The organism is Lentibacillus kimchii, assembly GCF_042666895.1.
GTDB classification, from domain to species: domain Bacteria; phylum Bacillota; class Bacilli; order Bacillales; family Amphibacillaceae; genus Lentibacillus; species Lentibacillus kimchii.
The window spans coordinates 119,834-145,143 of record NZ_JBHTGR010000010.1 but is presented as its reverse complement, the minus strand read 5'-3'; the positions used below and the strand labels follow the sequence as shown (position 1 = coordinate 145,143).

The 25,310-nt window shown below is 45.5% G+C and carries 28 protein-coding genes and 1 other annotated feature; of the genes, 7 read left to right on the top strand and 21 right to left on the bottom strand.

What is annotated here, in order from left to right; translation table 11 throughout:
• Positions 1 to 47: 47 nt before the first annotated feature.
• The 3 genes from ACFQU8_RS06490 to ACFQU8_RS06480 all read right to left on the bottom strand — a co-directional run bounded on the left by ACFQU8_RS06490 (position 48) and on the right by ACFQU8_RS06480 (position 1,198).
• Entirely contained in the window at positions 48 to 494 is a 447-nt protein-coding gene (locus tag ACFQU8_RS06490) for a GNAT family N-acetyltransferase (protein ID WP_382358380.1), read from the bottom strand.
• Positions 495 to 541: 47 nt separating this feature from the next.
• Positions 542 to 853, bottom strand: coding sequence for a hypothetical protein (locus tag ACFQU8_RS06485; RefSeq protein ID WP_382358379.1), 312 nt, complete (start codon positions 851 to 853; stop codon positions 542 to 544).
• Positions 854 to 997: 144 nt separating this feature from the next.
• Positions 998 to 1,198 (bottom strand): cold shock domain-containing protein, encoded by a 201-nt coding sequence (locus ACFQU8_RS06480; RefSeq protein WP_382358410.1) that lies wholly within the window; start codon positions 1,196 to 1,198, stop codon positions 998 to 1,000.
• 294 nt (positions 1,199 to 1,492) lie between these two features.
• Here ACFQU8_RS06480 and trhO point away from each other — a divergent pair, with 294 nt between their 5' ends.
• On the top strand, positions 1,493 to 2,476 hold the full coding sequence (trhO, locus tag ACFQU8_RS06475; RefSeq protein WP_382358378.1) for an oxygen-dependent tRNA uridine(34) hydroxylase TrhO: 984 nt from the start codon (positions 1,493 to 1,495) through the stop codon (positions 2,474 to 2,476).
• A 116-nt stretch (positions 2,477 to 2,592) separates the two neighbouring features.
• Here the strand turns inward: trhO and ACFQU8_RS06470 are convergent, their stop codons facing one another.
• Positions 2,593 to 2,970: a winged helix-turn-helix transcriptional regulator gene (locus tag ACFQU8_RS06470; RefSeq protein WP_382358377.1), complete on the bottom strand. Its 378-nt coding sequence runs from the start codon at positions 2,968 to 2,970 to the stop codon at positions 2,593 to 2,595.
• 259 nt (positions 2,971 to 3,229) lie between these two features.
• Between ACFQU8_RS06470 and ACFQU8_RS06465 the strand changes: the two genes are divergently transcribed.
• Positions 3,230 to 4,396, top strand: coding sequence for an iron-containing alcohol dehydrogenase (locus ACFQU8_RS06465; protein ID WP_382358376.1), 1,167 nt, complete (start codon positions 3,230 to 3,232; stop codon positions 4,394 to 4,396).
• Between the two features lie 172 nt (positions 4,397 to 4,568).
• Here ACFQU8_RS06465 and ACFQU8_RS06460 read toward each other — a convergent pair whose 3' ends face one another.
• Complete coding sequence (locus tag ACFQU8_RS06460) at positions 4,569 to 5,042, bottom strand: PCYCGC motif-containing (lipo)protein (protein WP_382358375.1); 474 nt, start codon at positions 5,040 to 5,042, stop codon at positions 4,569 to 4,571.
• 251 nt (positions 5,043 to 5,293) lie between these two features.
• Here ACFQU8_RS06460 and ACFQU8_RS06455 point away from each other — a divergent pair, with 251 nt between their 5' ends.
• Positions 5,294 to 5,773 carry a glutathione peroxidase gene (locus ACFQU8_RS06455; RefSeq protein ID WP_382358374.1) on the top strand — a complete coding sequence of 160 codons (480 nt, stop codon included), beginning with the start codon at positions 5,294 to 5,296 and terminating at the stop codon, positions 5,771 to 5,773.
• A gap of 82 nt (positions 5,774 to 5,855) precedes the next feature.
• Here the strand turns inward: ACFQU8_RS06455 and proS are convergent, their stop codons facing one another.
• From proS to ACFQU8_RS06435, 4 genes are all read right to left on the bottom strand, one after another.
• The gene (gene proS / locus ACFQU8_RS06450; RefSeq protein ID WP_382358409.1) at positions 5,856 to 7,253 is read right to left on the bottom strand and encodes a proline--tRNA ligase; all 1,398 of its coding nucleotides are present in this window, start codon (positions 7,251 to 7,253) and stop codon (positions 5,856 to 5,858) included.
• Positions 7,254 to 7,401: 148 nt separating this feature from the next.
• Positions 7,402 to 7,622, bottom strand: a binding site (T-box leader).
• A gap of 127 nt (positions 7,623 to 7,749) precedes the next feature.
• Positions 7,750 to 8,301, bottom strand: coding sequence for a cysteine hydrolase family protein (locus ACFQU8_RS06445; protein WP_382358373.1), 552 nt, complete (start codon positions 8,299 to 8,301; stop codon positions 7,750 to 7,752).
• 157 nt (positions 8,302 to 8,458) lie between these two features.
• Positions 8,459 to 9,289 carry a bifunctional hydroxymethylpyrimidine kinase/phosphomethylpyrimidine kinase gene (thiD, locus tag ACFQU8_RS06440; RefSeq protein WP_382358372.1) on the bottom strand — a complete coding sequence of 277 codons (831 nt, stop codon included), beginning with the start codon at positions 9,287 to 9,289 and terminating at the stop codon, positions 8,459 to 8,461.
• A gap of 17 nt (positions 9,290 to 9,306) precedes the next feature.
• Positions 9,307 to 9,789: a DUF456 domain-containing protein gene (locus tag ACFQU8_RS06435; RefSeq protein ID WP_382358371.1), complete on the bottom strand. Its 483-nt coding sequence runs from the start codon at positions 9,787 to 9,789 to the stop codon at positions 9,307 to 9,309.
• Between the two features lie 575 nt (positions 9,790 to 10,364).
• Here ACFQU8_RS06435 and ehuB point away from each other — a divergent pair.
• The 4 genes from ehuB (at position 10,365) to ehuA (ending at position 13,552) form a co-directional block, all read left to right on the top strand.
• Positions 10,365 to 11,270, top strand: coding sequence for an ectoine/hydroxyectoine ABC transporter substrate-binding protein EhuB (ehuB, locus tag ACFQU8_RS06430; protein ID WP_382358370.1), 906 nt, complete (start codon positions 10,365 to 10,367; stop codon positions 11,268 to 11,270).
• A gap of 121 nt (positions 11,271 to 11,391) precedes the next feature.
• The gene (gene ehuC / locus ACFQU8_RS06425; protein ID WP_382358408.1) at positions 11,392 to 12,051 is read left to right on the top strand and encodes an ectoine/hydroxyectoine ABC transporter permease subunit EhuC; all 660 of its coding nucleotides are present in this window, start codon (positions 11,392 to 11,394) and stop codon (positions 12,049 to 12,051) included.
• Positions 12,051 to 12,785, top strand: a complete 735-nt coding sequence (gene ehuD / locus ACFQU8_RS06420) for an ectoine/hydroxyectoine ABC transporter permease subunit EhuD (protein WP_382358369.1) — start codon at positions 12,051 to 12,053, stop codon at positions 12,783 to 12,785. The genes ehuC and ehuD overlap by 1 nt, the downstream gene beginning before the upstream one ends.
• A complete protein-coding gene (ehuA, locus tag ACFQU8_RS06415; RefSeq protein ID WP_382358368.1) occupies positions 12,782 to 13,552 on the top strand; it encodes an ectoine/hydroxyectoine ABC transporter ATP-binding protein EhuA in 771 nt (256 codons plus the stop codon). Before ehuD ends, ehuA begins: the two co-directional genes overlap by 4 nt.
• Positions 13,553 to 13,613: 61 nt before the next feature.
• Here ehuA and murB read toward each other — a convergent pair whose 3' ends face one another.
• The 12 genes from murB to ACFQU8_RS06355 all read right to left on the bottom strand — a co-directional run bounded on the left by murB (position 13,614) and on the right by ACFQU8_RS06355 (position 25,308).
• Positions 13,614 to 14,561 (bottom strand): UDP-N-acetylmuramate dehydrogenase, encoded by a 948-nt coding sequence (gene murB / locus ACFQU8_RS06410; RefSeq protein ID WP_382358367.1) that lies wholly within the window; start codon positions 14,559 to 14,561, stop codon positions 13,614 to 13,616.
• Complete coding sequence (locus ACFQU8_RS06405) at positions 14,558 to 15,388, bottom strand: alpha/beta hydrolase (RefSeq protein WP_382358366.1); 831 nt, start codon at positions 15,386 to 15,388, stop codon at positions 14,558 to 14,560. The genes murB and ACFQU8_RS06405 overlap by 4 nt, the downstream gene beginning before the upstream one ends.
• 199 nt (positions 15,389 to 15,587) lie before the next feature.
• A complete protein-coding gene (locus ACFQU8_RS06400) occupies positions 15,588 to 16,370 on the bottom strand; it encodes a SurA N-terminal domain-containing protein (RefSeq protein ID WP_382358365.1) in 783 nt (260 codons plus the stop codon).
• Positions 16,371 to 16,640: 270 nt separating this feature from the next.
• Complete coding sequence (locus tag ACFQU8_RS06395; protein ID WP_382358364.1) at positions 16,641 to 17,609, bottom strand: siderophore ABC transporter substrate-binding protein; 969 nt, start codon at positions 17,607 to 17,609, stop codon at positions 16,641 to 16,643.
• A 234-nt stretch (positions 17,610 to 17,843) separates the two neighbouring features.
• Complete coding sequence (locus ACFQU8_RS06390; RefSeq protein WP_382358363.1) at positions 17,844 to 18,602, bottom strand: iron ABC transporter ATP-binding protein; 759 nt, start codon at positions 18,600 to 18,602, stop codon at positions 17,844 to 17,846.
• Positions 18,602 to 19,540, bottom strand: coding sequence for an iron chelate uptake ABC transporter family permease subunit (locus ACFQU8_RS06385; RefSeq protein WP_382358362.1), 939 nt, complete (start codon positions 19,538 to 19,540; stop codon positions 18,602 to 18,604). Before ACFQU8_RS06385 ends, ACFQU8_RS06390 begins: the two co-directional genes overlap by 1 nt.
• A complete protein-coding gene (locus ACFQU8_RS06380) occupies positions 19,530 to 20,483 on the bottom strand; it encodes an ABC transporter permease (RefSeq protein ID WP_382358361.1) in 954 nt (317 codons plus the stop codon). The genes ACFQU8_RS06385 and ACFQU8_RS06380 overlap by 11 nt, the downstream gene beginning before the upstream one ends.
• A gap of 233 nt (positions 20,484 to 20,716) precedes the next feature.
• On the bottom strand, positions 20,717 to 21,442 hold the full coding sequence (locus tag ACFQU8_RS06375) for a DsbA family oxidoreductase (RefSeq protein ID WP_382358360.1): 726 nt from the start codon (positions 21,440 to 21,442) through the stop codon (positions 20,717 to 20,719).
• A gap of 138 nt (positions 21,443 to 21,580) precedes the next feature.
• On the bottom strand, positions 21,581 to 22,438 hold the full coding sequence (locus ACFQU8_RS06370; protein ID WP_382358359.1) for an MBL fold metallo-hydrolase: 858 nt from the start codon (positions 22,436 to 22,438) through the stop codon (positions 21,581 to 21,583).
• A 143-nt stretch (positions 22,439 to 22,581) separates the two neighbouring features.
• A complete protein-coding gene (fni, locus tag ACFQU8_RS06365; RefSeq protein ID WP_382358358.1) occupies positions 22,582 to 23,631 on the bottom strand; it encodes a type 2 isopentenyl-diphosphate Delta-isomerase in 1,050 nt (349 codons plus the stop codon).
• 192 nt (positions 23,632 to 23,823) lie between these two features.
• The gene (locus ACFQU8_RS06360) at positions 23,824 to 24,648 is read right to left on the bottom strand and encodes an aldo/keto reductase (RefSeq protein ID WP_382358357.1); all 825 of its coding nucleotides are present in this window, start codon (positions 24,646 to 24,648) and stop codon (positions 23,824 to 23,826) included.
• 93 nt (positions 24,649 to 24,741) lie between these two features.
• Positions 24,742 to 25,308 carry a DNA-3-methyladenine glycosylase I gene (locus ACFQU8_RS06355; RefSeq protein ID WP_382358356.1) on the bottom strand — a complete coding sequence of 189 codons (567 nt, stop codon included), beginning with the start codon at positions 25,306 to 25,308 and terminating at the stop codon, positions 24,742 to 24,744.
• Between the last annotated feature and the right edge of the window lie 2 nt (positions 25,309 to 25,310).

Below are 25,310 nucleotides of genomic sequence, written 5' to 3'. Positions count from 1 at the left end.
AAAGGAATCACTAATCATACTATGTGACGATACAGATGATTGATACTTTATTTCTGTTCCCAAATCATGTCAACATGGGAAATGCCGCTGTCGAGATAAGCATCCGATAGTTGCCGGAAATCAAGTTCCCCGTAAAAGGACTTTAAATGTGTTTGAGCGCTTAATTTAATAACTGGCTCATGCCACTGACCGGCGATATAGTGCATTGCTTTTTGCATGATTCTGCGCCCATAACCGCCACCCCGGTATTCCGGAGCAACCACAACCCTTCCGATGGATGGCTCTTTAAAAGCCGTATCGCGTGGAAGGAGCCGGACATTAGCGACGATATCACCATCGTCTTCAGCAAAATAATGAAGCGCCTGGCGGTCGTAATCATCGAGCTCAGAATACGCACACGCCTGTTCTACAACGAAAATATTCACCCGCAATTTCATCAGAGCGAATAATTCGTCATTCGTCAATTCCTGAAATGATTTAACATGCCAATTCATTCGTTAGCACTTCCCCATTTCCAGTTTACAGTCGGTTTCTGCATCAATCAATCAGTACGTTTTTGTTTATCAGCATCGATGACTTCCTGCACAACAAACGCCAGATCATCATTCTCAAACAGCTGCAGAATGTTAAGCACAGTTGCATCAGCAATGGTCTCGGACTCCTGTTTAGGGACCGTGAGTTCCAGAGCATCCTGCAAAGCCTGATTGGCCAGTTGTCCAGGGTATGCACGTTCATATAAAGTTTCCGGATCACGGTCACGGTTAATGCACCACTGTGCATACACGAGAATCATCATTTTTTCATCCTGCTGAAAATTGGCAATAACCTGCTGTTCGATATCTTGCTTGTCCATACGTTTTGCACACCTTTCATAGTCTCGTCACCTGCAAGAGGACTGTCATTGCTGCAGAACGCCGCCTTTTTATGACGATCGTGATGTCTTTAAACAAAAATGGTTTATCCCACGGATGAGATAAACCATTTTATGGATTACTATTTATTGACGACGAGTGACGTTTGCAGCTTGTGGGCCGCGGTCACCTTCAACGATTTCGAATTCAACCGTTTCTCCGTCTTCAAGGGTTTTGAAACCTTCTTGATTAATCGCTGAGAAGTGAACGAAAACATCGTCACCATCTTCGCGTTCAATAAAGCCATACCCTTTGTCGGCGCTAAACCATTTTACTGTACCGGTCATCATACTAAACGACCTCCCTTATCCAAATATGTGCAAATCCATTGAACGAAATACTTACACCACTTGTTCAAAAGAGATCGTAAAGTATTACTAATTTCAATTTCCTTTGCTATTTTTCATTGTACGCCCATTTTAGCTAAAATGCAAGGAGCATCACAAAGAAAGTTTTTAGTTTCTTAAATAGCCGCCACTGGCAAATCCCATCGAATCATGATAAAATACCCTTCTGCAAGATTATAATAAGTTATCCACTGCATTTGTATCTTGCAAATACAAAATGAAGGTGGTATTAACATGACAGCAGACCAGACTTATCAAGTGCTGCTTTATTACAAGTTTACCCCGATTGACGACCCTGTAACCTTTTCAGAGGAGCATTTGGCCTTCTGTCAGGAACTGGGGCTTAAAGGACGCATTCTTGTTGCGGATGAAGGACTGAACGGAACCGTATCCGGGACAGTCGAACAGACGGAACAATACATGGAAGCCATGCATCAGGATCCGCGTTTTGCGGACATGACGTTTAAGATTGATGCGCATGACGGGCATGCCTTTAAAAAAATGCATGTGCGGCATCGTCAGGAAATCGTCAGCATGAAAATGAATGAAGATGAGGATATCAGTCCACTGGAAGAAACTGCTGAGTTCCTCTCGCCGAAAGAATTTTATGACGCGATGCAGGAAGAGGAAACAGTCATTCTGGATGCCCGGAATGATTATGAATATGACCTCGGCCACTTTCGCGGTGCCATCCGGCCGGATATTAATGCTTTCCGTGAACTGCCCGACTGGATCCGCAACAATAAAGAGCAGCTGAAAGATAAAAAAGTGCTCACTTATTGCACAGGTGGCATCCGCTGTGAGAAATTTACCGGCTGGCTGATGGAAGAAGGCATCCAGAATGTCGGACAGCTTGACGGCGGCATTGTCAGTTACGGCAAAGACCCGGAAGTCCAGGGCGACCTCTGGGACGGCAGATGCTATGTGTTTGATGAACGCATTTCGGTGCCCATTAATCAGAACGAGCATGTTGTTGTCGGTCGGGACCACTTTGACGGCCAGCCTTGCGAACGTTATGTCAACTGCGCCAACCCGCCGTGCAACAAACAGATTATCTGCTCAGAGGAAAATGAGCATAAATACATGCGCGGCTGCACCCATGAGTGCCGCATCAGCCAGGAAAACCTGTATGTACGGGAGCACCATTTGTCCCAGGACGAGATTAGCCGCAGACTCGCGGTTATTGAAGAAGAAAAACAGACCAAACAAGAAGCTTAATCTACAGAACAAATCGGCATTCTGATCATGCCGATTTGTTTTTTATACGGACAGGTGATAAGAATATTTTATTCACTCCACATAAAAAGCCTGGGCTGTCTGGAACAGCTCAGGCTTTAGTTTGTTTCCTTATCAGGTATTTTTTCGGCATTAGCGTTCATTTTCATAACCGTATCCATATAATGCCGCCCCCATGCATTCATTGCTTCGAGGATCGGCATTAAGCTGCACCCCTGCTCCGTCAATGAATACTCCACTTTCGGCGGGACAACCGGATACACTTCCCTGTGGATAATCATATCTTCCTCAAGTTCACGGAGCTGGTTTGTGAGTGTCTTTTGCGTGATGCCAGGAATCAATGACCGAAGCTCTCCAAAACGTTTCGTGCCTTCTTTTCCTAAATACCACAGAATCAGCATCTTCCACTTGCCGCCTATGACATCCAGGGTCAATTCTTTCTCACAATTATATGTCTTTCTGCAGGCATGTCCCATAATATGCGCCTCCATTTAAGCTCCATGCCTTCTATTTTAGAGCATATTTTCGTGATACGATATCATCCTGCTTTGCCATATATTTGCAAACCTGGCGGCTTCACAGTATCCTGCAGCACACTAAGTAAACCCAAAGTGCGTACTTACATAACGTTTTCAGTATGGTTTACAATAATCAATGTACACATAAGATTTGTCTTATGTAACGGCAGCCAGTCCCTATCGGCTGTTCAAAAAATGTAATTTGGGGGTATACAGCATGAATCGCTTTACAATTCCGCGCGATATTTACTTTGGGGAAAATGCACTTGACGTGCTTACGTCACTGGAAGGTTCAAAAGCCGCGCTCGTTATTGGCGGAAATTCTGTTAAAGAAAACGGAAACCTGGACAAGATCAAACAAAAGCTTACTAACGGCGGCATGGAAACAACCGTTATTGATGGCATCACAACAGAACCAGAAACCGATATGATTAATAAAGGTGTCGAGATCCTGAACGACTTTAATCCTGATTGGATAATCGGCATCGGCGGTGGTTCTCCGATGGACGCCGCCAAAACCATGTGGGTCTTTTATGAGCATCCTGACCTGTCATTTGAGGATGCCACCAAGCCATTTGAACTGCCTAACTTGCGAGGAAAGGCTAAATTTATCGGTATTCCAACGACAAGCGGGAGTGCCTCCGAGATCTCAAACCTGTCTGTCATCATTGAATCAGAGACAGGATTCAAGTATCCACTGGCGGACTTCGAATTAACACCTGATATCGCTGTTATTGATCCGGTCATGGTCGAATCCATGCCTAAGCATATAACAGCCTATACCGGCATGGACGCCATCACGCATACAATCGAAGCATACGTCGCCAAGCCGCGCACCATCTTTACTGACTCCCTGGCTCTCGAAGGGGCTGAAGTCCTTGAAGAAAATCTGGTGAATTCGTATAACGGTGATATGGATGCACGTGAGCAAGTACACTATGCACAAGCAATGGCAGGAATGGCTTTCGCTAACGCCGTGCTCGGAAATGCTCACAGTCTTTCACACAAAAGCGGACCGACATTCGGTATACCACACGGCTGTGCCAATGCCATCTACCTGCCGTATGTTATTCAATTTAACCGGGCTGTCGTGGAAGACCGTTTTGCCGCTTATGCCAAACGTATCGGTCTTGAGGGCACGTCAGACAGCGAATTGACAGATGCACTCATCGAATGGATCAACAGTATGAACACGCAAATGAATATTCCGCATACGCTCAAAGACTACGGCGTATCCGAGGAAATGTTCAAAGCGCATGTCGATGAAATGGCGGCACACGCTGTCGAAGACCCATGCACGGGCACCAACCCGCGCGAAACATCCACGGAAGAAATGAAGAAACTTTATGAAGCAGCATTCTATGGACAAGATGTTAATTTCTAAGCTGATCTATAGATGAGACAAGCTTTTGGCTGGCATGTCGACGGCATTGAGCCGGACGACACATGCCAGCCAATTTTATAGTTGAACCTGCTCACACCTGATGCTCCAGTCACCAAGCCTGCGATATATAAAAACAAGTCGTTCCCAAATCGAAAGCGCCCGCTTCCTGGTGCTATATTTCCGGCGTTGGTGTCGGCTCCGGATAATTTCCGTCCTGATATTTTTCATCAATCGTGCTGCGGATTTCTTTGACCGATGTCCCCTCACTGAATGCGATAACGGATTCCACCGCAATATCCAGACACGTCTGGCATTTGATGGCATGATTATCCCAGACAAGTGATCCATCAGCATTATTTTGATTGATAAAGCAGTCATAGTTGCTTGTATGGCCGAATTCACCGCACCCGCAATAGCACGGAATGGATTCCAGCAAATCCTGGTTCTGTGCGACGGCTTTATAAAGATTTTTCAGATCATCAGACGTTTCATCCAAAAAACTGGGCATTTCTGTGATAGAGCTTGTCGTTTGACGGATATCCCCATTGCTTGCATTATTCTCATGCTCTTCCTGACTTCCGCCACTTGAACAGGCACTTGCGACTAACAACAGCAACATAAAACTAAGTACAAGTGATTTTCGCAATAACAGACACTTCCTTTCCATTACGTTTATCAGCCAAGCCCACAATAATTGATATCATCATAGCACATCCTGTCCAGAAAAAGAAGAGTGACGCCAATAGAGAAAACCCCCTTGATATTAACGGCTATACCCTGTTTTCCCGGGTATGATTCGTTTAACATAGCACAACGATTAAAAGATCCTAATTATGATTAAATTTTTTGACATTTATATTTGGAATTGGTATGGTGAGTTGACTGGAGGCGAATATCATGAGTATCTATCAATTTTCAGCCCAAATGATCGACGGGCAGGAACAACCTTTGGACGCGTATGAAGGAAACGTGCTTCTGATTGTCAATACAGCCAGCGAATGCGGCTTCACACCGCAATTGGATGGTTTACAGAAACTGTACGAACAGTATAAAGATAGAGGCTTCGCTGTTTTGGGTTTCCCGTGCAACCAATTTAACAGTCAGGATCCAGGATCTGATGAGGAAATCGCCACCTTTTGCCAAAGTCAGTACAATGTCCGTTTTCCGATATTCAGTAAAATTGACGTCAAAGGTGCCAATGCGCATCCGCTGTTCACCTACTTGACAGATAATGCCAAAGGGATAGTCACCAGACAAATTAAATGGAACTTCACCAAGTTTCTGATCGACCAGCAAGGTCAGGTTCTTAAGCGTTATGCGCCGCAGACAAAGCCAGAGACAATCCAGCAGGACATCGAAAAAGCACTGCAATCCTAAAATGAGCTGCCCCTATATCAAGAGACAGCTCGTTTCATTGCTGCTATTTGAGACATTTTATCTGACTGCAAGCAGTCCTCAATTAATACGCCTTCGCCCAATAGACCATTTCTTTCGCCTCACGACCACAGCATATGCACGTGTCAGAGATGGCCTCCTGCTCAAACGGAATGCAGCGCGACGTAGCTGATGTGTCATCCTTAATCTTATCTTCACATGCCTCATCACCGCACCACATCGCTTTTATGAAGCCTGGAGACGTCTCCAGGGCCTGCTTAAATTCATCCATGTTAACCGCTGTTGTAGTGGTCTCTTGTAAATGATTCAGGGCCTGATCATACAGATTCTGCTGCACGTCTTCCAACAGAGCCGGCAGCCTTGACTCCAGTTCAGCCAATGGCACGAATTCCTTATCACCGGTATCACGGCGGACAAGCACGACTTGTTCCTTTTCAATATCTTTTGGTCCGATCTCCAGGCGAACCGGGATGCCTTGCATTTCATATTCATTAAACTTCCAGCCTGGTTGTTTATCGCTGGAATCAATATCGACGCGAACAAGCTGCTGCAGCTGATCACGAAGATCATATGCCTTATCAAGAACGCCGGGCTTGTGCTGGGCGGCTGGCACGATCATGACCTGTGTCGGTGCAATTCGTGGCGGTATCTTCAGCCCGCGGTTGTCACCATGAACCATAATCAAGGCGCCCATAATGCGGGTGGACATGCCCCATGACGTTTGATGAACCGGCTGTTCCTCACTGTTCTCATCCAGAAAACGGATATCAAATGCCTCGGCAAAACCGGTGCCTAAATAGTGCGAAGTCCCGGATTGCAGCGCTTTACCATCATGCATCAGACTTTCAATCGTTAGCGTATAATTGGCGCCGGCAAATTTTTCACTTTCTGTCTTTTTGCCGCGCACAACAGGGAACGCCAGATAATTTTCGCAAAGTTCCGTATAGATATCGAGCATCTGGCTCGTCTCAGCTTCAGCATCCTCACGTGTCGCATGAGCCGTGTGCCCTTCCTGCCATAGGAATTCCAATGAGCGCAAAAATGGCCGGGTCGTTTTTTCCCAGCGTACAACGTTGCTCCATTGGTTATACAGCTTCGGCAAATCACGATAGGAATGAACATTTTTGGCATAATAATCACCGAAGAGCACTTCAGATGTCGGCCGGACACAAATCGGTTCGCTCAATTCTTCTTCCCCGCCGTGTGTGACCCAGGCCACTTCCGGTGCGAAGCCTTCAATGTGATCCTTCTCTTTTTGCAGCATACTTTCTGGAATGAACAATGGAAAATAAACATTCGAATGACCGGTTTCTTTAAACTGTCTGTCCAGCTCATCACGAATATTCTCCCAGATCGCGAATCCGTACGGTTTAATGATCATTGTTCCGCGGACAGTCCCGTAATCAACCAGCTCCGCCTGTTTGACGACATCTGTATACCACTGGGCGAAGTCGTCCTCCATGGCTGTTATTTTTTCAACGTATTGTTTATCTTTACTCACAAAAGTCACCCCTCCTGAACATATTGATAGTGGCTGCAAGCACGCTCGTTCTACAACATCTTTGAAACGGTTCGCAGGTCTCTTGAATATAAAAAAGCCTCCGTCCTTAATAAGGGACCGAGGTCTGGTGGTACCACCCTTGTTTACAGACGTTCGTAACGGCTGCACACTTGATATCATAACGGTGATAAACCGCGCACATCTTCAGGCGAAGCCATCCCGATGGCGAACTCAAAGGCAGGTTCCCATTTTCGATCCTGGAAATTCGCACCAGCCATTTCCTCTCTGTAAAGATCTCTTAATGGTACTTATCCTTATCAGCGTTTCAACTATTGTGTTCAAATATATATGGCCTAGCCGTTAAAGTCAAGGCATGCGGTCTCAACGGCTGAAATAAGACTGCTCAAACACCGCTCCAGAAACAGATATTGTTTTCCGCGTGCGGCTGGAGCCTCCCTTAATACACGGTCGCGCCCAGTGTATTCTGAAAATGGCCAAGCGCCCAGTCATGTCCGGCTGCATTAAAACTCGCGACAGCATCCTGATAGACGACAATGTTATAGCCTTTATTATAGGCATCAATCGCTGTGTGCAGCACACAAATATCCGTGCAGACACCAACTATATGAATCTCATCAATTCCGCGTTCACGCAGCTTAATGTCCAAATCTGTACCGGCAAAAGCACTGTAGCGCGACTTATCGAAATAATAGACATTGCTTTTATGCTGATTATCCGCATATACCGATGCCAGGGAACCATACAGTTCCTGGCCTTCTGTTCCGATAATATTGTGCGGCGGAAATAGTGCCGTTTCCGGGTTATAGGTGTCCCCTTCTTCATGTGCATCAATCGCAAAGACGACAAAGTCGCCTGCAGCGATAAAATCGTTGGTGATGGATACGATAGCATTCTCGATAGCCTGTCCTGGTTTACCGCTTGTCAACTTCCCATGATCCGCTACAAAATCAACCGTATAATCCACATTAATCAACGCGCGTTTCCCCATTTATGGCACATCCTTTTCAAACTAGTTAACTGCCTGCGCAATGCTTTATGATACACCTTATTTTAACACAGACAGATTATGACACTTTCATATATCCGCCACATAAACCGATCAGCCTGGACAGACACCACATCTCATTATAACTGAACCAATCTGACTAGAGCTTATCCACTTTAATGGAATGAGTCTCCCCCTTCATACGCTGTGCCGCGTGATAAGTAGGACCTACCATATCGGTGTAGGTAAACCCATATTCAATTGCTGTCGTTACAAAAGTTTTGGCCAGACGGACGGCTTCCGGCATGTCATAGCCTTGAGCCATATAAGCCGTGATCGCGGCCGAGTACGTACAGCCAGCACCGCTCGTATTGTCTGTTGCAATCCGCGGTGCTTCGAATGCTGTCAGGGTTTCGCCATCATACAGAATGTCCACAGCCGCGCCTTCAAGTCTGCCGCCTTTAACAAGCACATACTGCGGCCCCAGATCATACAAATCGATGGCAGCTTGTTTCATATCGGCAACGGTTGCAATTTCGCGCCCGTCCAATAGATAAGAGGCTTCTGGCACATTGGGCGTAATCACATCCGCCATCGGCACCAGCCGTTTCTTTAACACATCAATTGCATCATCTGCCAAAAGCTTGGAATCAAGTTTTCCGACCATAACCGGGTCAACCACTTTAATCGGCACATCTGATGCCGCGATCAAATCAGCTGCTTTATCAATAATGTCTCTGGAAAACAGCATGCCTGTTTTGAGTGCATCCATGCCGACCTGTTTCGCAGCTGTTGAAAATTGCGCTTCGATCGCCTCAATCGTCTGCGGGTGCACATTCTTATCTGTTTCCGGATGATGCGAGACAATCGCTGTTACAATACTCATGCCATAGACATCCAGTTCCTGAAATGTTTTCAGATCGGCCTGAATACCAGCACTTCCTCCGGCTGCCGATCCAGCAATGGTTACAACGCGTTTGGGAAGATTCATTTAAGAACACCCTTTCTTTAAATTATAATTGTAAGCAAAAACCATATAATCATCGCTAATTGAATGACGGCTTTCGCAGCCGCTCCGCTGAAAAATCCGATCAATGACCCAGCAGCTGCTCTGAGAGCGTTCTGCATTGTTTTAGCCTGCATCAATTCAATAACGAACACCGTTATAAAGGGTAAAAGCAGAATGCCAAACGGCGGAATCACAAACGATCCAACTATCACAGCAATAGCTGCACCGCGTTCACCCCACTTGCTGCCGCCAAACCTATTCACGAAATAACTGTTGGCCAAGACGTCTGCACCAAGCAAAATAACTGTCAATACTGCCATCGCTGTCCAAAACGGCCAGCCAAGTTCATCAGCATTCAAAACAAAATGATAAAGCAAAAACCCGGCCCAGACAGCTAAAGGCGATGGGATAGCCGGAAACAGAATCCCAGCGAAACTCGCCATAAAGAGTGCAGCAATAACAATCCAAATTATTATTTCCATTAGTGCTGCCCCCATCCCAATAAAAATTTTGATATCTGCTGGCACAGATTCCGCAATCATTATAACACAGTCAACCTGACCACTTCGATTCCAAGTCCCTCTAACGAATCTGCTTCCTCCATAGTCAGCAGGCCAGTTTGAATCACATCCCATGTAAAACTGCTGGCGAACCAGATTTTAAACTAGTCTAATTAATTGAATATTATATCATAACCATAAATTTCAAGCATATAAAAGGAATATAAGCTATTTACGAGCAACATTCGGTATAGATAAGGACAATTCCCTCAAACGAATCTAATAACGGCTTAGTCCTAATTATCAAAAAAAATCAGGCTTGAACCGCTTTGAAAATTTATTTAACATAATTATATGACCATTTACAGACATTTCCTGACTGACTTTTATTACACGTTTTCAGTGCGGAATAGCCTATAAAGACCCGATTTTCATTTTGACTCGAGGGGGGTGGCCTGCAAAAAAGGGAATATGTCTGCAGACAGAAAGTACTAAGCGAGCAGCAAAGATAATGCTGAATCTGCTTTACTTAAACATTATGGGAGGTCATTCAAACGATGAAAAAACGTTTAGCCGTATTGATTTTTACCGCTTTAATGCTCATCCTGGCAGCCTGCAGTTCAGATGATTCCGGTGATGCCAGCGGCGGTGACGGAGATAGCGGAAGTGACGGTGACTCAAGACTTGCCAAAATTCAGGATAAAGGAACCGTTACCGTTGGATTTGCAAACGAAAAACCATATGGCTATGAAGAAGACGGCGAATTGAAAGGCGCTGCCGTTGATATTGCAACAGCCGTGTTTAAAGAACTGGGTGTGGACGATGTTGAAGGGCATCTATCAGACTATGATCAATTAATCCCTGGGCTTAACGCAGGTAAATTTGACGTGATTACCTCAGGGATGGCAATCAACCCAAAACGTTGTGAAAACGTCGACTTTGGCGAACCGGAAATGACGTATGGGGAAGGGCTGATTGTCCCAGCAGGCAATCCTAAGGACCTGCACAGTTACAGTGATATAGCTGAAACAGGCGCTTCTGTCACCATTATGTCCGGCGCAACCGAAATTGAATATGTGAAGACAGAAGGTGTTGAAGAAGGTCAGATTCAGGATGTTGCAGATATCCCAGCTACATTTTCCGCTGTGGAATCCGGCCGTGCCGACGCAACAACCGGTACTGAAATGACCGTTAAAATGGCACTTGAATCAGCCAACAATGATAATCTTGAATTTGTCGAAGACTTTGAACAGCCGGATATCGAAGGCGTTCCAAGCTATGGCGCCGCTGCTTTTAATCCGGATAATGAAAAGCTTCGCGAAGCTTATAATGAAGAATTAGCAAAACTGATTGATGACGGAACAGTTGCTGATCTGCTGGAGAAGAACGGCTACAATCCCGACACGAACGCTCCACCAGAAGATAAAACGACTGAAGCGATCTGCAGTGGTGAAAAATACTAATCTCAGCTTGATAACTCAGTAGCATATTTCGGCATGATGACTCCATAGGGTCGGACTCCCTCTCAGGGGGTCTGACCCTATTTTATTATCATCAACCGAATTCTAAGAAGGAGTGATTGTTATTACTGCCATTGCTGAGATATTTCCGACGCTTATGCAAGGTGTGAAAATAACGGTTCAAGTATTGATCGGGTCCATCATTCTTGGCTATTTGATGGCATTTATTGCTGGCTTTTGCCGCTTATCCAAAAATCCGATTATCAAATATATAACGGTCTTTTATGTTGAAGTATTTCGCGGTACGTCACTGATCGTTCAGCTGTTCTGGCTTTTTTATGCACTGCCGATCTTATTTGGCATTGACCTTGGCAGTAACTACCTCGCCGGTATTCTGGCGATCGGTTTAAACTATGGCGCCTATATGTCTGAAATTGTGCGCGGGTCCATTTTATCCGTTTCAGGAGGCCAGACAGAGGCAGCAACAGCTTTGAATATGTCGAGCTTCCAGCGTATGCGTCTGGTCATATTCCCACAAGCTCTCCGTATGATGCTTCCGGAGTTTGGTAATTATCTTATCCAGATGCTGAAGGCAACCTCGCTTGTCTCCCTGATCGGCATGACAGATATCTTATACTACGGGGACATTCTCAGGAGCAATGATCTGTCACACGCACCAACGGTTTATTTCCTAGTGCTTGTATTCTACTTCATTATGGCACTGCCATTAATCTGGCTGACCCGAAAAATGGAGGAAGCATCGAAGAAAGGGGTGACTAGCTGATGAATAGTGGCAACTGGCAATGGGATACATTCCTTGATGCTTTTCCGATGATCATACAAGGTCTTGGCATTACAGTGGGACTGACCCTTGCAACCTATTTATTTGCCCTGATATTCGGCTTCGTCTGGACTTTTTTAAATGCTATCCGGATTCGGCCTTTACACTGGCTCTTTAAGTGGATTATGGAATTTATTCGCTCAACACCACCGCTTGTCCAGCTATTTTTCATCTATTATGCCTGGCCAATGGTGCCGGTTGTGGGATTTGCTCTAAATCCGTTCGCAAGCGCTATTATCGGCCTCGGTATTCATTTCAGCACCTATATCGGCGAGGTGTATCGCTCCGGTATTGAAGCCGTTGATAAAGGCCAATGGGAAGCCTCCCGGGCCCTTAACTTTTCTGCTAAGGACAAATGGCTAAAAGTCATTTTACCGCAAGCCATACCGCCAACCATCCCGATGCTGGGGAACTATTTCATTATCATGTTCAAGGAAATTCCGCTGGCATCCACGATCGGTGTTGTCGGTATTCTGAATCTGGCAAACTCATACGGTGCCGAGCATTTCCGGTATTTGGAGCCACTGACCATTGTGGCCGTCCTGTTCCTTGTTCTGAGTTACCCATCCGCCCTTTTGATTAATAAACTGGAGCGGAAAATGAATCAGCGTTTTGATAAAAATGAGCCAACCGGCAGTAAAACGATCAACGATAAAGAAGGAGCTGCATCGTCATGACAGAACCGATTGTAAGTTATCAAGATGTTTATAAATCGTTTGGGGATACGGAAGTCCTGACAGGCATCAATCTGGATATTGAACCAGCTGAGAAAGTAGCGGTTATCGGCCCGAGCGGATCTGGGAAAACAACGATCATCCGCATGATGATGACACTTGAGGAGCCGACATCGGGCGATATTATCATTGATGGCCAGAATTTATGGAAAATGGAAAAAAACGGTGAAATAGTCCCGGCCAATGAAAACCATTTACGGCAGGTCCGCGGAAATGTCGGGATGGTCTTTCAGCATTTCAATCTTTTTCCTCACATGACGATTCTGGATAATTGTATGACAGCACCCATCCATGTGTTAAAAGCGGATAAGCAAGATGCTAAACAGTGGGCCACCGAAATGCTGGAGAAAGTCGGCCTCGGTGATAAGCTGGATCAATATCCAAACCAGCTATCAGGCGGACAGAAACAGCGTGTTGCCATGGCGCGGGCACTGGTCATGCGTCCGGACGTCATGCTGTTTGACGAGGTCACCTCAGCGCTTGACCCGGAACTTGTCGGTGAGGTTCTGGAAGTCATTCGTGACATTGCCAAGGAAGGCGAAATGGCGATGGTGCTGGTGACACATGAAATGGAATTTGCCCGTGATATCGCTGACCGTGTTCTCTTTCTCGATAACGGCGTCATCGTTGAAGAAGGACCGCCTGCAGATGTACTCGAAAACTCCAATAATGAACGGCTGCAAAGTTTCCTGCACCGGTTCCGGTCCTGAATGCATGTTAAAAAAGCTGACCCGTCCTTTACAGGGCAGGTCAGCTTTTCTCATATCTCAATTATGTCAGGGGATCTTCCCCGATAATTTTTACTTCGCGTTCAAGCGTTACGTCAAATGTTTGTTTAACCGTCGCCTGCACCGAATGGATTAAATCAATGTACTCTGTTGCAGATGCTCCGTTGCGGTTAATGATAAAGCCGGCATGCTTCAGGGATACCTGAGCACCGCCAATCTGCCGGCCCTGAAGATGGCTGTCCTGTATTAACTTACCGGCAAAGTAACCCGGCGGGCGCTTAAACACACTTCCGCACGATGGATATTCCAGAGGCTGTTTGGACTCCCGTCTATGTGTTAAGTCGTCCATCACCGTTTTAATCGCCGGATACTCACCAGCCTGCATCACAAATGTCGCTTCAAGAACAATGTAGCCATTAGCCGGGATATTGCTCGAACGGTATGCCAAATCCAGATCAGCCGCATCCAGCACCAGGAGATTCCCTTCCCGGTCAACTACAACCGCGCTTTTCAGCACATCTTTAATTTCACCATGATAGGCACCAGCGTTCATAAATAAGGCGCCACCGACAGATCCGGGAATCCCGCAGGCAAACTCAAGCCCTGTTAAAGTATGTGATAAAGCAAACTGTGACACATCAATAATCCGTGCGCCGCTCTGGGCTACAATATGCATCCCGTCCTTATGAATGGCTGCTAAGCGCCCCAGATTTAAAATAATACCGCGGATCCCGCCATCTTTTATAATCAAATTGGAACCATTCCCCAGCATCGTAAAGGGAATAGCTTCATTTAAAGCCAGTTTCACAATCGCTTGAACTTGTTCATATGTTTCGGGTGTTACATAAAAATCGGCTCTACCGCCAAGCTGTGTATACGTATGCCGATACAGCTCTTCATCCATTAAAACATTTTCCGGTGATGTAATAGCTGCCAGCTGTTCATACGTATGGCGATCATTGATCACAAACATCAATCCTTTGCTGTTCATTCCGTCTCATCGGATGTCTCCAGAAATTTATGAACCATCCGGTCAACCCGGTAATCATCATGCAACTCGCTGTGACCCAGACTCGGGTCATGAATCATTTGATAATCAAGTTGCCTGTCATCTGTTATACGCCGGATTATCGCAACACTTTCTGGTACAGCAACCGGGTCGCCCACACTGCCAATACTTAAGATCTTTAAATGATCCGGTATAGCATCCTTATTCATCTGCAGCTTCTTCAGTGCACGTGAACCAGGTTTAAGATCGTCGGCAGCCGGATCATGATTCGTTTTAAAATAGGCATCGTTGTAAATGCCGCCAAAGGGACCGCCGATAGCAATCAGTTTCCCTATGTCAGGGGATGTGGCTTTATCATGATACTGCTCAATATAATTCGTTGCCACGAGGCTCCCCATGGAATGGCTGACTAAATTAACGGTATTCATGTTAAACGTTTCTTTCATTTGGGCAAGAACCTTGGCAAGCCAGCCAGTTGTCTTCTCCACACTGGCACGATTATTACGGAAAATAACCTGAATCGACACAGGCTTCCTTACCTGCCCATTCGTCAGTTCATGGACCGTCAGTTCGCCTGTTCGAGAGACCTCATAAATCAGGGATGTCTGCCCCCAATCATATGTCTGGTCAAATCGATGCAGCATGTGGGCAAACGAATAATAGGTGCCCTTATAACCATGAACAAACACCGTTGGATGTTCTATTGTTTTGCCTGATGCTTGTGCCTTGTTCAGCGTATACAATCCGAACGCGGCACCCCCGATCAACAGGATAACCGCTACAATACCGATGATAGACTTCGCTTGCATGATCAGACCTCACTGACTAAATCTTATACCAATACAATACATTACTGTACCATATACCAGTATACCATTTACCAGCTTGTTCTGTCTTACCATTTAATGAAATTGTAAGCCATATGGAGGAATCCATCCGCGCAGTTTGCGGCAGCCAAACTGGAGCGAATAAAAAAACCAGGCTCTCATTTAGCCTGGTTTCACTGACTTATAGATTAACGGTCACATCAGCATCGTCACGAAGATCCTTAACGATTGATTGAGTTGCTTTTTGTCTATTCTGCCGTTCAACCCGTTTTTTAAGATCAGGTTTCTTCTCATCGAATGACTTTATATCTGTTTTTTCCTTGTCATCACCTTTTTGCTTGTTGATTTGTTTTTGCTGTTTCTTATATTGATCGTAAGCGTTCTTCACTTCTTTTTTCGATGGTTCAAGATCACCTGATTCCTCATCAATCAGCTTATCTAATTGCACCTGCTTCTTGACCTGGGACATAATCTTATCCTTGTCCATTCCCTGATCTTCAAGGGCTTTTACAAAGTCATCGGTCGACTCAAAATCCTTCCGCTGCTGTTTGGACAGTTCTTTCAGTGTATCATCAACTTCTTCGTCGGATACGTTATAATCACGATTATCCGCTTCCTGAGTCAGCAGTTTATTGCCAACCATACCTTCAGCTGTCTGCTTTTTCATCTTATCCTGGTCCAGATCCTTGCCGCTTATCTTAGCCCGCATAGCCATTTGCTGAAACTGGCCTTTATACGTCTTGGAAAATTCGTCTTTCTTAATTTTCTCGCCGTTGACTTTTGCCACAACATCTGGAACATCGTCTAAGTTCGGTTTAGGCATGTCCTTAGATGCTTGTTCACTCTGATTATTATCAGACGTATCTTTATCCTTATCTTTATCCGCAGAGTCATCGTCATCACCGCATGCTGCCAGTACAACAGCTAAACTTAAAGCGGCCAATAACATAATCAACTTTTTCATAAACGGCTACCCTCATTTCCATTCATTGTTCCTACATTCAAACATATTCAAGGGGGATTGTGCAAATGTCAACTTATGTGCCGTTTTCCGGAAAGGATCCTGCCAAGACAGTTTTCATAGTCGCCTATTACGATTCTGTAACAAACCGCAGCATTAATTTACGCAATTGTGCCGTAAGTAAATGCCAAAACGACTAACCCTGGGACCAGCACAAAGGTTACGAGCCCAAAGAAATGGAAGCAAGAGCTGCTGCCCTGCTTCCATTTGATCTTAATCCAATCCGTTTTCAACCTCATCGATCATTTCCTGCATCGAAAGCAAGCCGCCGCCGGAAAGGTACCATACGTTCGGATCTAAGTAAATAATATGATCATTTTTCGCTGCCGTCGTGTCATTGACAAGCTTGGTATCAAGGACCTTGCTGGCAGTCGTGTCACCGCCGATCGCTTTATCCCGGTCAATCACGAATAAATAATCCGGGTCCTGCTCAGCCACATATTCAAAAGTGACTTTCTGACCGTGCGTTGACGCTTCAATATTCTTATCGGAAGGTGTCACACCGAATACGTCGTGAATGAGACCGAAGCGTGACCCTGGGCCGTACGCACTGATCTTTCCGCCTGTTGATAAGAGAATCAAGCCTTCTTTATCATTAGCCGCTGTTTTATCCTGAAGTTCCTGTATTGATTGTTCAATAGCGCTAAGTTTTTGGTCGACCTTGTCTTCTTTTCCAAAGATTTTGCCCAGTTTCCTGGCGTTATCTTTAAACGATTCCATATAGTTGTCATTGTCAATGCCCACATAGATTGTCGGCGCGATTTTACTCAGTTCATCATAATCATCTGACTGTCGGCCAGAGATAATAATCAGTTCAGGATCTGCTTCATTGATGGCTTCAAAATCAGGTTCGATTAACGTACCAACATTGGTGTAGTCAGAATCCTCATACTTTGATAAGTACTCCGGCATGGAACTTCCCTGAGCAATCCCTTTTACGGGGACATCCAGTTTATCAAGCGTCTCTAAAGCTCCATAGTCAAACACAACGACGTTCTCCGGGTTTTTCGGAACATCTGTCTCATCCAGCTTATCGCTGATCGTAACCGTTTCTTTTTCTGAATCAGTATTATCCCCATCGTTATCTGATCCGGTAGACGCGTCCTCAGCGTTACTGCCGCAAGCTGCGAGAACCATCATTAATAGAAAAACAGATAAAAATGCTGAAAGCTTTTTAAGCATCGTCACCACTCCTTAAAGTTATATAAATCAACAAAATCTGCGACGCACCGACGTATTCTTTACCCAGTGGCTATTTCTTAGTCCCCTTCCCCTGCTGGAATGTCAAATGCCAGGATTAGCACAAATACTGATAGTGATAATCATTATCAATGTAAATTTAAAAAATAAACGCTTGCCACGACTGGGGTGACTCATAGACTGACACAGGCACCCCGATCTTCTATGGCGGAACGATTATGTGTAATACAGACAAATCCGGTTGTTGTTGATGATTTCGATTTGGATGTCCATATCAAACACTTCTTTTAACACTGGCTGCTGAATGATGTCGTCTGTCTCGCCGCCTTTAACGACCTTTCCATCTTTTAAGGCGACAATATGATCCGAATAACAGGAGGCAAAGTTAATATCATGCAGCACAATCACAACTGTTTTCTGCAGTTCGGTCACCATGGTCCTCAAGGCCTTCATAATTTCAACCGAATGATTCATATCCAGATTGTTGAGCGGCTCATCCAGCAAAATATATTCGGTGTCCTGTGCAAGGACCATTGCGATATAAGCCCGCTGCAGCTGCCCGCCGCTAAGCTGATCAATAAATTTGTCCTGCATGTCTTCAAGTCTCATATAATGCAGTGCGTCATTAATATGCCGCCAGTCTTCTGCTGTTAAGCGGCCCTGCGAATAAGGAAAGCGGCCAAAACTGACCAGGTCCTTGATCGTAATGCGGATGTTAACGTGATTGGATTGCTTAAGAATAGAAATCTTTTTGGCCAGATCATTATTTTTGCTTTTCTTGATATCCTCACCGTCAATGACAATCTCGCCGCTGTCCTTATCGATTAGCCGGCTGACCATCGATAACAGGGTACTCTTCCCAGCACCATTCGGGCCTATAAATGAGGTGATTTTGCCCTTTTCCACCGTAAGCGAAACGTCCTCAACCACATTCTTCTGACCGTACTGTTTGGTAACGTGTTTAACATCTAACATTATTTACTCTCCTTTAACAGCAGATAAAGAAAATATAATCCGCCAACAAGATTAATAACAACACTGACAGCTGTTCCAAAGTGAAGGATATGTTCAACAAACATTTGTGCACCTAAAAGCGAAATAACACTGATGAAGAGCGATCCAATAAGTAAAAACTTATGCTGATATGTCCCCATAAAGTGATACGTAATATTAGCCACCAAAAGCCCCAGAAATGTAATCGGACCAACCAAAGCTGTCGAAATCGATACAAGGGCTGCAATAATCAGCAAAAGGCGTTTGACGATCGCATTATAATCCACCCCTAAATTAACTGCCTGATCCTTTCCGAGTGACAACACATCTAAGTATTTAATAAACCGCAGCAAATAAAGACCAATCAGGACAACGCCCACAGCAGAGATAGCGAGCAACTGTGTGTTGACATTGTTAAAACTGGCAAACATGGAGTCTCTTACAACGAGAAATTCGTCAGGATCAATCAGGATTTCCATGAAAGATGAGATGCTGGAAAATAACGTGCCCATAATCAGGCCGACAAGCAATAGATAATAAATATTCTGCCCTTCGCGTTTAAACAGCAGCTTATACAGCAAAGCGGAAAACAAGAGCATCAGCCCAACTGACAGCGTGAAATGGAAATTGCTGTCCATCATGGTCAGCGTGTCAGCACCAAAGACAAACACAACAATGGTCTGAATCAGCATGTATAACGAATCCAGTCCGATAATATTGGGCGTTAGTATCTTGTTATTCGTGATAGTTTGAAAAATGATCGTTGATACAGCGATTGAACAGCCTGTAAGAACCATCGCAATAATTTTGTTAAACCGTCTCGACAGCACATACTCCCACTGACTGCCGATATCGATAAATAGAAATAGAGCAATAAATACGGCGGTTATAATTGCTAGTGTCGTCAGTTTAGCTTTCATTGGCTCTACGCCCCAATAACAAATAAAGGAAAATACCACTGCCGATAACACCGATTGTCAGGCTGATTGAAATTTCATAAGGATAAATAATAAGCCGTCCGACTATATCGCAAAACAGGACAAATACTGCTCCCATAAGCGCGGTGGGAAAAATACTTTTCCGGAGATGATCGCCCTGAAAGATCGTGACAATATTAGGTACAACCAGACCTAAAAAGGGCAGCGTCCCTACAGTGAGTATCACGATCGATGAAACAAACGCGACGATAACAAGCCCCAGATTAACAACCCGTTTATAATTCAGACCAAGACTCAGAGCAAAGTCCTCACCCATGCCTGCAAGTGTGAAACGGTTGGCAAATAAATAAGCCAGCAAGATGGCTGGGATACTGATATACAAAAGTTCATAACGGCCTTCAATGACCATGGAAAAATCACCATGCAGCCAGGATGAGACACTTTGTACCAGGTTGTATTTCAGTCCAAAAAATGTGGTTATCGAACCGACAATATTCCCAAACATCAGCCCGACGAGCGGAATGAATATCGTATTCTTAAACTTAATGCGATCGAGAATTTTCATGAAAATAAAAGTACCCGCGAGTGCAAATGCAAAAGCAATCGCCATTTTTTGCAGCATGCCTGCTGATGGGAAAAGAAGCAATGACACCAGCACACCGAGACGCGCAGAATCCATGGTGCCCGCGGTTGTGGGTGACACAAATTTGTTCCGTGTCAACTGCTGCATAATCAAACCGCAGATGCTCATAGCCGCACCCGCAATAATAATGCTGATGAGTCGCGGCAGACGGCTCACCGTCAGCATTTTCATCTGCTCATCAGTTAAATTGAAAATGTCCCACGGCGCAATATCCGAAACACCTATGAAAATAGACGTAAATGATAACAGGACCCCCACGACCACCAGATGCCATCGTTTCATACAAAACCCTCGAATACACATTAGAATGACTATTAAAATTGATTCATTCTAAATAAGAATGAAAATCATTATCAATTATGCGTTCCGAACCTATTATATCAAATTCCTTGGGAACTGCAATACAATCTGGTTAAAAAATCCGGCTTTTTTTAAGGAGGCAGACCATTTTATAAAAGCCATTAAAAAAGCCCTTGAAGGGTTAATACCCCCTTCAAAGGCGCCGAACTGACTGTTTAATCGTCCTCCACAATTTCACAGCCTTCATCTGTACAGTAAGTTGTTTTCGATTTTTTTGGATTTAATGATTGCAATCCCGGTTTTTCCTGTTCTTCTTCCCATACTTGTTCGAGCACATCAGCGAAAACCTTCTGTGGCTGGGCGCCTGAGACGGCATATTTTTCGTTGAAAACGAAGAAAGGAACGCCCTCAGCACCGAGTTGTCTTGCCTGTTCTTCATCGGCCCGGACATGAATGGCATAATCGTCTTTTTCCAATAAGGCTGATACCTCATCTTTGTCCAGTCCAGCCTCACCCGCAAGCCTGATCAGCGTTTTATAATCACTGATAAGCTCAGACTCTGTGAAATAGGCTTTTAACAATCGTTCGGTCATGTCTTTGCCTTTGCCCTTTTCCGCAGCATATTTGGCGACACGGTGAGCATCAAAGGTGTTGGTAGGCTTCATCGTGTCAAAATGATAGGTCAGTCCTGCCTCAGCAGCCTGCTTACCCACCTGTTCATTCATGCTCTTAGCCTGCTCGAAGGACATTCCTTTGGTTGCGGCCAAACGCTCATGTATATTATCGCCAGCGTTCAGCTCAGCATTCGGTTCCAGTTCATAACTTTTGTATGCAACTTCCACATTTTCACGGTATGGAAATTGTTCCAAAGCAAAGTCCAAGTGGCGTTTGCCTATATAACAAAACGGGCATACAAAATCTGACCATACGTCTATTTTCATCAGCTACACCCCTCTTCTGTTTTTATATTAGCACATCTGCACATAGAATGTTAATACCGTTATTGAAAACGGTTGCAGCAAATCCGCTTGTGTCGCAGCAAATAAAAGGAACCGATATGCCACCGGCTCCCGCAACATTTACTGTTCCGCGTCGTCTACAAAACGGCCATAATCAGGGACGGCCGTTTGATCAAACGTCCGCACAAGCTCATGCAGTCCCTCTGCCAGATCAGCGCCTTCCATCGCCCGGCCATGACCGGGCACCACACAATCAGGCTGCAGGGTCTCCAGCTTTTCCACCGATTGTCTGGCAGCCTCCCAATCTGTTGTCAAATAGCGCGGCGGTCCGTTCACTTCCGTATTTTGCATCAGCACATTATAAAATGAATCCTGCCGTACCGTAATAAAGGCATCACCTGAGATGAGCAGTGAATCGTCATCCCGGTACAAGGAAACATGACCGGGTGAATGCCCAGGCGTATGGAACCATTCCCATCCCGCCATTTCGGGTACCGTATGATCCTCTGGCAATGGCTGAACCGCATCAGCCAAATCAACGGGCTCATTCGGATAGATGCCGGAAATTTTCGCTAATACACCGCCTTCAACGCTCATATCCGGTTTAGGGTAACGCTTCTGACCGGTTAAATATGGCATTTCCAGTTCATGTGCATAAACCGGCACCTGCCACGTGTTCACCAAGTCCACTAATCCACCGATGTGGTCAAAATGGCCATGCGTTAAAATAATGGCAGACGGACGGCTGTCTTCGCCAAAGCGATCCGCTGCAGCCGCGCGAATCTCGTCAGCCGACCCAGGAAGGCCAGCATCAATCATTACCCACTCACCCTGCTCCGGGTCACCGACAAATAAGACGTTGGCGATCTGATCCGTATAATAATACACGTCAGGGGCAGCCTCCCGCCCGTAACCACTATCCACAGAAGTCATCGGAATAAATCGACTGTCTTCAGGTTCGTGCATTTCCTGATCCATTATAACCCCCTCCTTCTGAGAATAGTATCTGGCCCCAGCCTCATTTTATTAAGCGTTATCGCTTTTTCCATAAATTGAATTCAGGCTTTCATGACGCTTGCCACAAAAAACTGCCTTCCTGATTCAGGTCGGCAGCTGTATTATTATTCTTCCAGGAGCGATTGCCCCATAATGGAAACGCGCTTCGTATTTTTTAAGTCATCAAGCGTTTTGGCGCCAATGCCAAACATCGTCATTTTTAATTCAAGTTCAATCTGCTCCATCGCCTTGATAACATCCTGTTCCGATTCGGTTGCTGCCTCCAGCAATTGCCGGGCAAAGCCAATAACGTCAGACCCAATCGTCAGGGCCTTCGCAGCATCCACACCTGTCTTCATCCCGCCGCTGGAGACAACCGGCGCGTCCGGCAGCTTGCTCCTCACGGATACAAGGCAGTCTTTCGTTGGGATGCCCCAGTCATTGAATGCTTCAGCGGCAGCTTTTTTCAGCGGATCATTTGAGCGGAGTTTTTCCACCTGGCTCCAGGATGTGCCGCCAGCGCCAGCAACATCGATATAGGAAATGCCTGCATCGTAAAGTTTTTCCGCGACCGTGCCATCGATGCCAAAACCGACTTCCTTTGCGCCTACAGGAACGTCAAGCGACGAGCAGAGCTCTTTGATCTTCGGCAGCAGATCTTCAAAGTTTAAGTTTCCTTCATCCTGTATAGCTTCCTGCAGCGGGTTAAAGTGCAGCACAATCGCATCGGCACCCGTCAAATCAACAATCCGCTGACACTCCTTTGCGCCGTAACCATAATTCAACTGCACCACACCCAGGTTAGCAATCAGCGGAACACTCGGCGCATACTTCCGAATGAGAAAAGATTCCTGGTGCGCATCACTTTCCAAAAGAGCCCTTGTTGAGCCGAGTGCTATCGCCCAGCCTTTTTCCTCGGCTGCTTTGGCAAGGTTTTGATTAATGGTCGCGGCCAGTTCCGATCCGCCAGTCATCGAACTGACAAGGAAAGGTGCCTTGAGCGGCTTATCCAGAAACTGCGTGCGCGTATCAATATCGGCAAAGTTTATCTCTGGCATAGCATTATGTATAAACGAGATGCCTTCCAGACCTGTTGACTTATTAACGCCTTCAACATTGTCAGTTAAGCAGAGCCGGATATGTTCCGTTTTGCGCTGATTAATTCCTTGAGGCATGGTTATTCACCCTAACACATCATAGTTTAACATGCTTGTCTTTCCTGCATCTCCAGCATACCAGTAAACGGCTGGAAATAAAATAAAATAATTCACACAGGCTGCATACAAAAACAGGCCGGGACATAACTTAATATCAATTCTAATTCAGCTTTAATTGATAAAAATACGTTTGTCCCGGCTCATCTGCACCTATTGCTTGTTCATATCATTGGGCTCAGGTCCCTGCCGCTGGTTGTCATCGAGTTTGGCCATTTGCTCCATTTCCTCCGCAGTCAGTTCAAAGTCAAACACATCGAAATTTTCCTCAATGCGGGCTGGCGTTACGGATTTTGGAATCACAATCGCTTCAGTCTGCAAATGCCAGCGAAGAATAACTTGCGCGATCGTTTTGTTATGTTTTTTAGCAAGGTCACCGATAACGTCATCCTGCAGCGCATTGCCGCCACTCATCAGCGGGCTCCATGCTTCCACATAAATATTGTGCTCGGCACAGAATGCTTTAACGTCCTGCTGCTGCAGATATGGATGGCATTCGACCTGGTTCAGCACTGGCACAACCTCACATTCATCCAGGAGACGCTGCAAGTGCTCAATATTGAAGTTGCAAACGCCAATGGCCTTCACACGGCCGTCATGATACAGTTTTTCCATCGCTTTGTACGTTTCCACATAGTTGTCCACTTCTGGCATTGGCCAGTGGATTAAATAAAGATCCACATAATCAAGTCCCAGACGCTCAAGACTTGCATCAAATGCCTCGAGTGTCGAGTCATAGCCCTGATCGCTGTTCCACAGTTTCGTGGTGATGAAGAGGTCTTCCCTTGGGACGCCGCTGGCAGCAATGGCCCGGCCAACGCCTTCTTCATTGCCGTACACTTTAGCTGTATCAATGGAACGGTAGCCGACTTCAAGTGCTTTGGCTACAGATGTTTCTGCTTCTTCATCCGGCACTTGCCAGACACCGAATCCGAGCTGCGGCATCTCAAGGCCGTTATTTAAAGTTACATAGTTCATTTAAACGCTTCCTTTCTTTAAGGGTAAGTTAAGCCTATCACAGAAGGCAGTCCATTTAAAATGTTGTGTATCGGCTGCCAATAGCTCTCCGGTTCAGAGATCCTGTCCGCTCAGAAAACAGTCTTGCGTATGGTCATTCACCATGCCTGTTGCTTGCATAAAGGCGTAGCAGATGGTCGGTCCAACAAATTTAAAACCACGTTTTTTCAAGGCTTTGCTCATCTGCTCGGATGCCTCTGTTGAAGAAGGAACATCGGCTCCTGTCTCCCAATTGTTCACAATCGGCTCACCGCCGGTAAACTGCCAGATATAGGCAGAAAAACTGCCGAATTGCCGCTGAATCATCAGCACGGCAAGCGCATTTGTAATCACAGACTCAATCTTTTGCCTGTTCCGGATGATGCGTTTATCCTGGATCATTTTGTGCACCCTGTCCGTATCAAAGGCAGCCACTGTTGCCGGGTCAAAATCAGCAAATACTTTCCGGTAGTTTTCCCGCCGTTTTAAAATCGTCAGCCAGCTCAAACCTGCCTGTGCGCCTTCCAAAGACAGCATCTCAAATAATGTCTGATCATCATGAACCGGTCTTCCCCATTCATGATCATGATAGTCAATATAGATAGGGTCATCTGTCACCCATGCGCAGCGTTGTGTCTCCATTA

Excerpts from the sequence above, each read along its gene's own strand:
- ACFQU8_RS06490 (WP_382358380.1), bottom strand. The coding sequence starts at position 494 with ATGAATTGGCATGTTAAATCATTTCAGGAATTGACGAATGACGAATTA.
- ACFQU8_RS06485 (WP_382358379.1), bottom strand. The coding sequence starts at position 853 with ATGGACAAGCAAGATATCGAACAGCAGGTTATTGCCAATTTTCAGCAG.
- ACFQU8_RS06480 (WP_382358410.1), bottom strand. The coding sequence starts at position 1,198 with ATGACCGGTACAGTAAAATGGTTTAGCGCCGACAAAGGGTATGGCTTT.
- trhO (WP_382358378.1), top strand. The coding sequence starts at position 1,493 with ATGACAGCAGACCAGACTTATCAAGTGCTGCTTTATTACAAGTTTACC.
- ACFQU8_RS06470 (WP_382358377.1), bottom strand. The coding sequence starts at position 2,970 with ATGGGACATGCCTGCAGAAAGACATATAATTGTGAGAAAGAATTGACC.
- ACFQU8_RS06465 (WP_382358376.1), top strand. The coding sequence starts at position 3,230 with ATGAATCGCTTTACAATTCCGCGCGATATTTACTTTGGGGAAAATGCA.
- ACFQU8_RS06455 (WP_382358374.1), top strand. The coding sequence starts at position 5,294 with ATGAGTATCTATCAATTTTCAGCCCAAATGATCGACGGGCAGGAACAA.
- proS (WP_382358409.1), bottom strand. The coding sequence starts at position 7,253 with ATGGAGGACGACTTCGCCCAGTGGTATACAGATGTCGTCAAACAGGCG.
- ACFQU8_RS06445 (WP_382358373.1), bottom strand. The coding sequence starts at position 8,301 with ATGGGGAAACGCGCGTTGATTAATGTGGATTATACGGTTGATTTTGTA.
- thiD (WP_382358372.1), bottom strand. The coding sequence starts at position 9,289 with ATGAATCTTCCCAAACGCGTTGTAACCATTGCTGGATCGGCAGCCGGA.
- ACFQU8_RS06435 (WP_382358371.1), bottom strand. The coding sequence starts at position 9,789 with ATGGAAATAATAATTTGGATTGTTATTGCTGCACTCTTTATGGCGAGT.
- ehuB (WP_382358370.1), top strand. The coding sequence starts at position 10,365 with ATGAAAAAACGTTTAGCCGTATTGATTTTTACCGCTTTAATGCTCATC.
- ehuD (WP_382358369.1), top strand. The coding sequence starts at position 12,051 with ATGAATAGTGGCAACTGGCAATGGGATACATTCCTTGATGCTTTTCCG.
- ehuA (WP_382358368.1), top strand. The coding sequence starts at position 12,782 with ATGACAGAACCGATTGTAAGTTATCAAGATGTTTATAAATCGTTTGGG.
- murB (WP_382358367.1), bottom strand. The coding sequence starts at position 14,561 with ATGAACAGCAAAGGATTGATGTTTGTGATCAATGATCGCCATACGTAT.
- ACFQU8_RS06405 (WP_382358366.1), bottom strand. The coding sequence starts at position 15,388 with ATGCAAGCGAAGTCTATCATCGGTATTGTAGCGGTTATCCTGTTGATC.
- ACFQU8_RS06400 (WP_382358365.1), bottom strand. The coding sequence starts at position 16,370 with ATGAAAAAGTTGATTATGTTATTGGCCGCTTTAAGTTTAGCTGTTGTA.
- ACFQU8_RS06395 (WP_382358364.1), bottom strand. The coding sequence starts at position 17,609 with ATGCTTAAAAAGCTTTCAGCATTTTTATCTGTTTTTCTATTAATGATG.
- ACFQU8_RS06390 (WP_382358363.1), bottom strand. The coding sequence starts at position 18,602 with ATGTTAGATGTTAAACACGTTACCAAACAGTACGGTCAGAAGAATGTG.
- ACFQU8_RS06385 (WP_382358362.1), bottom strand. The coding sequence starts at position 19,540 with ATGAAAGCTAAACTGACGACACTAGCAATTATAACCGCCGTATTTATT.
- ACFQU8_RS06380 (WP_382358361.1), bottom strand. The coding sequence starts at position 20,483 with ATGAAACGATGGCATCTGGTGGTCGTGGGGGTCCTGTTATCATTTACG.
- ACFQU8_RS06375 (WP_382358360.1), bottom strand. The coding sequence starts at position 21,442 with ATGAAAATAGACGTATGGTCAGATTTTGTATGCCCGTTTTGTTATATA.
- ACFQU8_RS06370 (WP_382358359.1), bottom strand. The coding sequence starts at position 22,438 with ATGGATCAGGAAATGCACGAACCTGAAGACAGTCGATTTATTCCGATG.
- fni (WP_382358358.1), bottom strand. The coding sequence starts at position 23,631 with ATGCCTCAAGGAATTAATCAGCGCAAAACGGAACATATCCGGCTCTGC.
- ACFQU8_RS06360 (WP_382358357.1), bottom strand. The coding sequence starts at position 24,648 with ATGAACTATGTAACTTTAAATAACGGCCTTGAGATGCCGCAGCTCGGA.
- ACFQU8_RS06355 (WP_382358356.1), bottom strand. The coding sequence starts at position 25,308 with ATGGAGACACAACGCTGCGCATGGGTGACAGATGACCCTATCTATATT.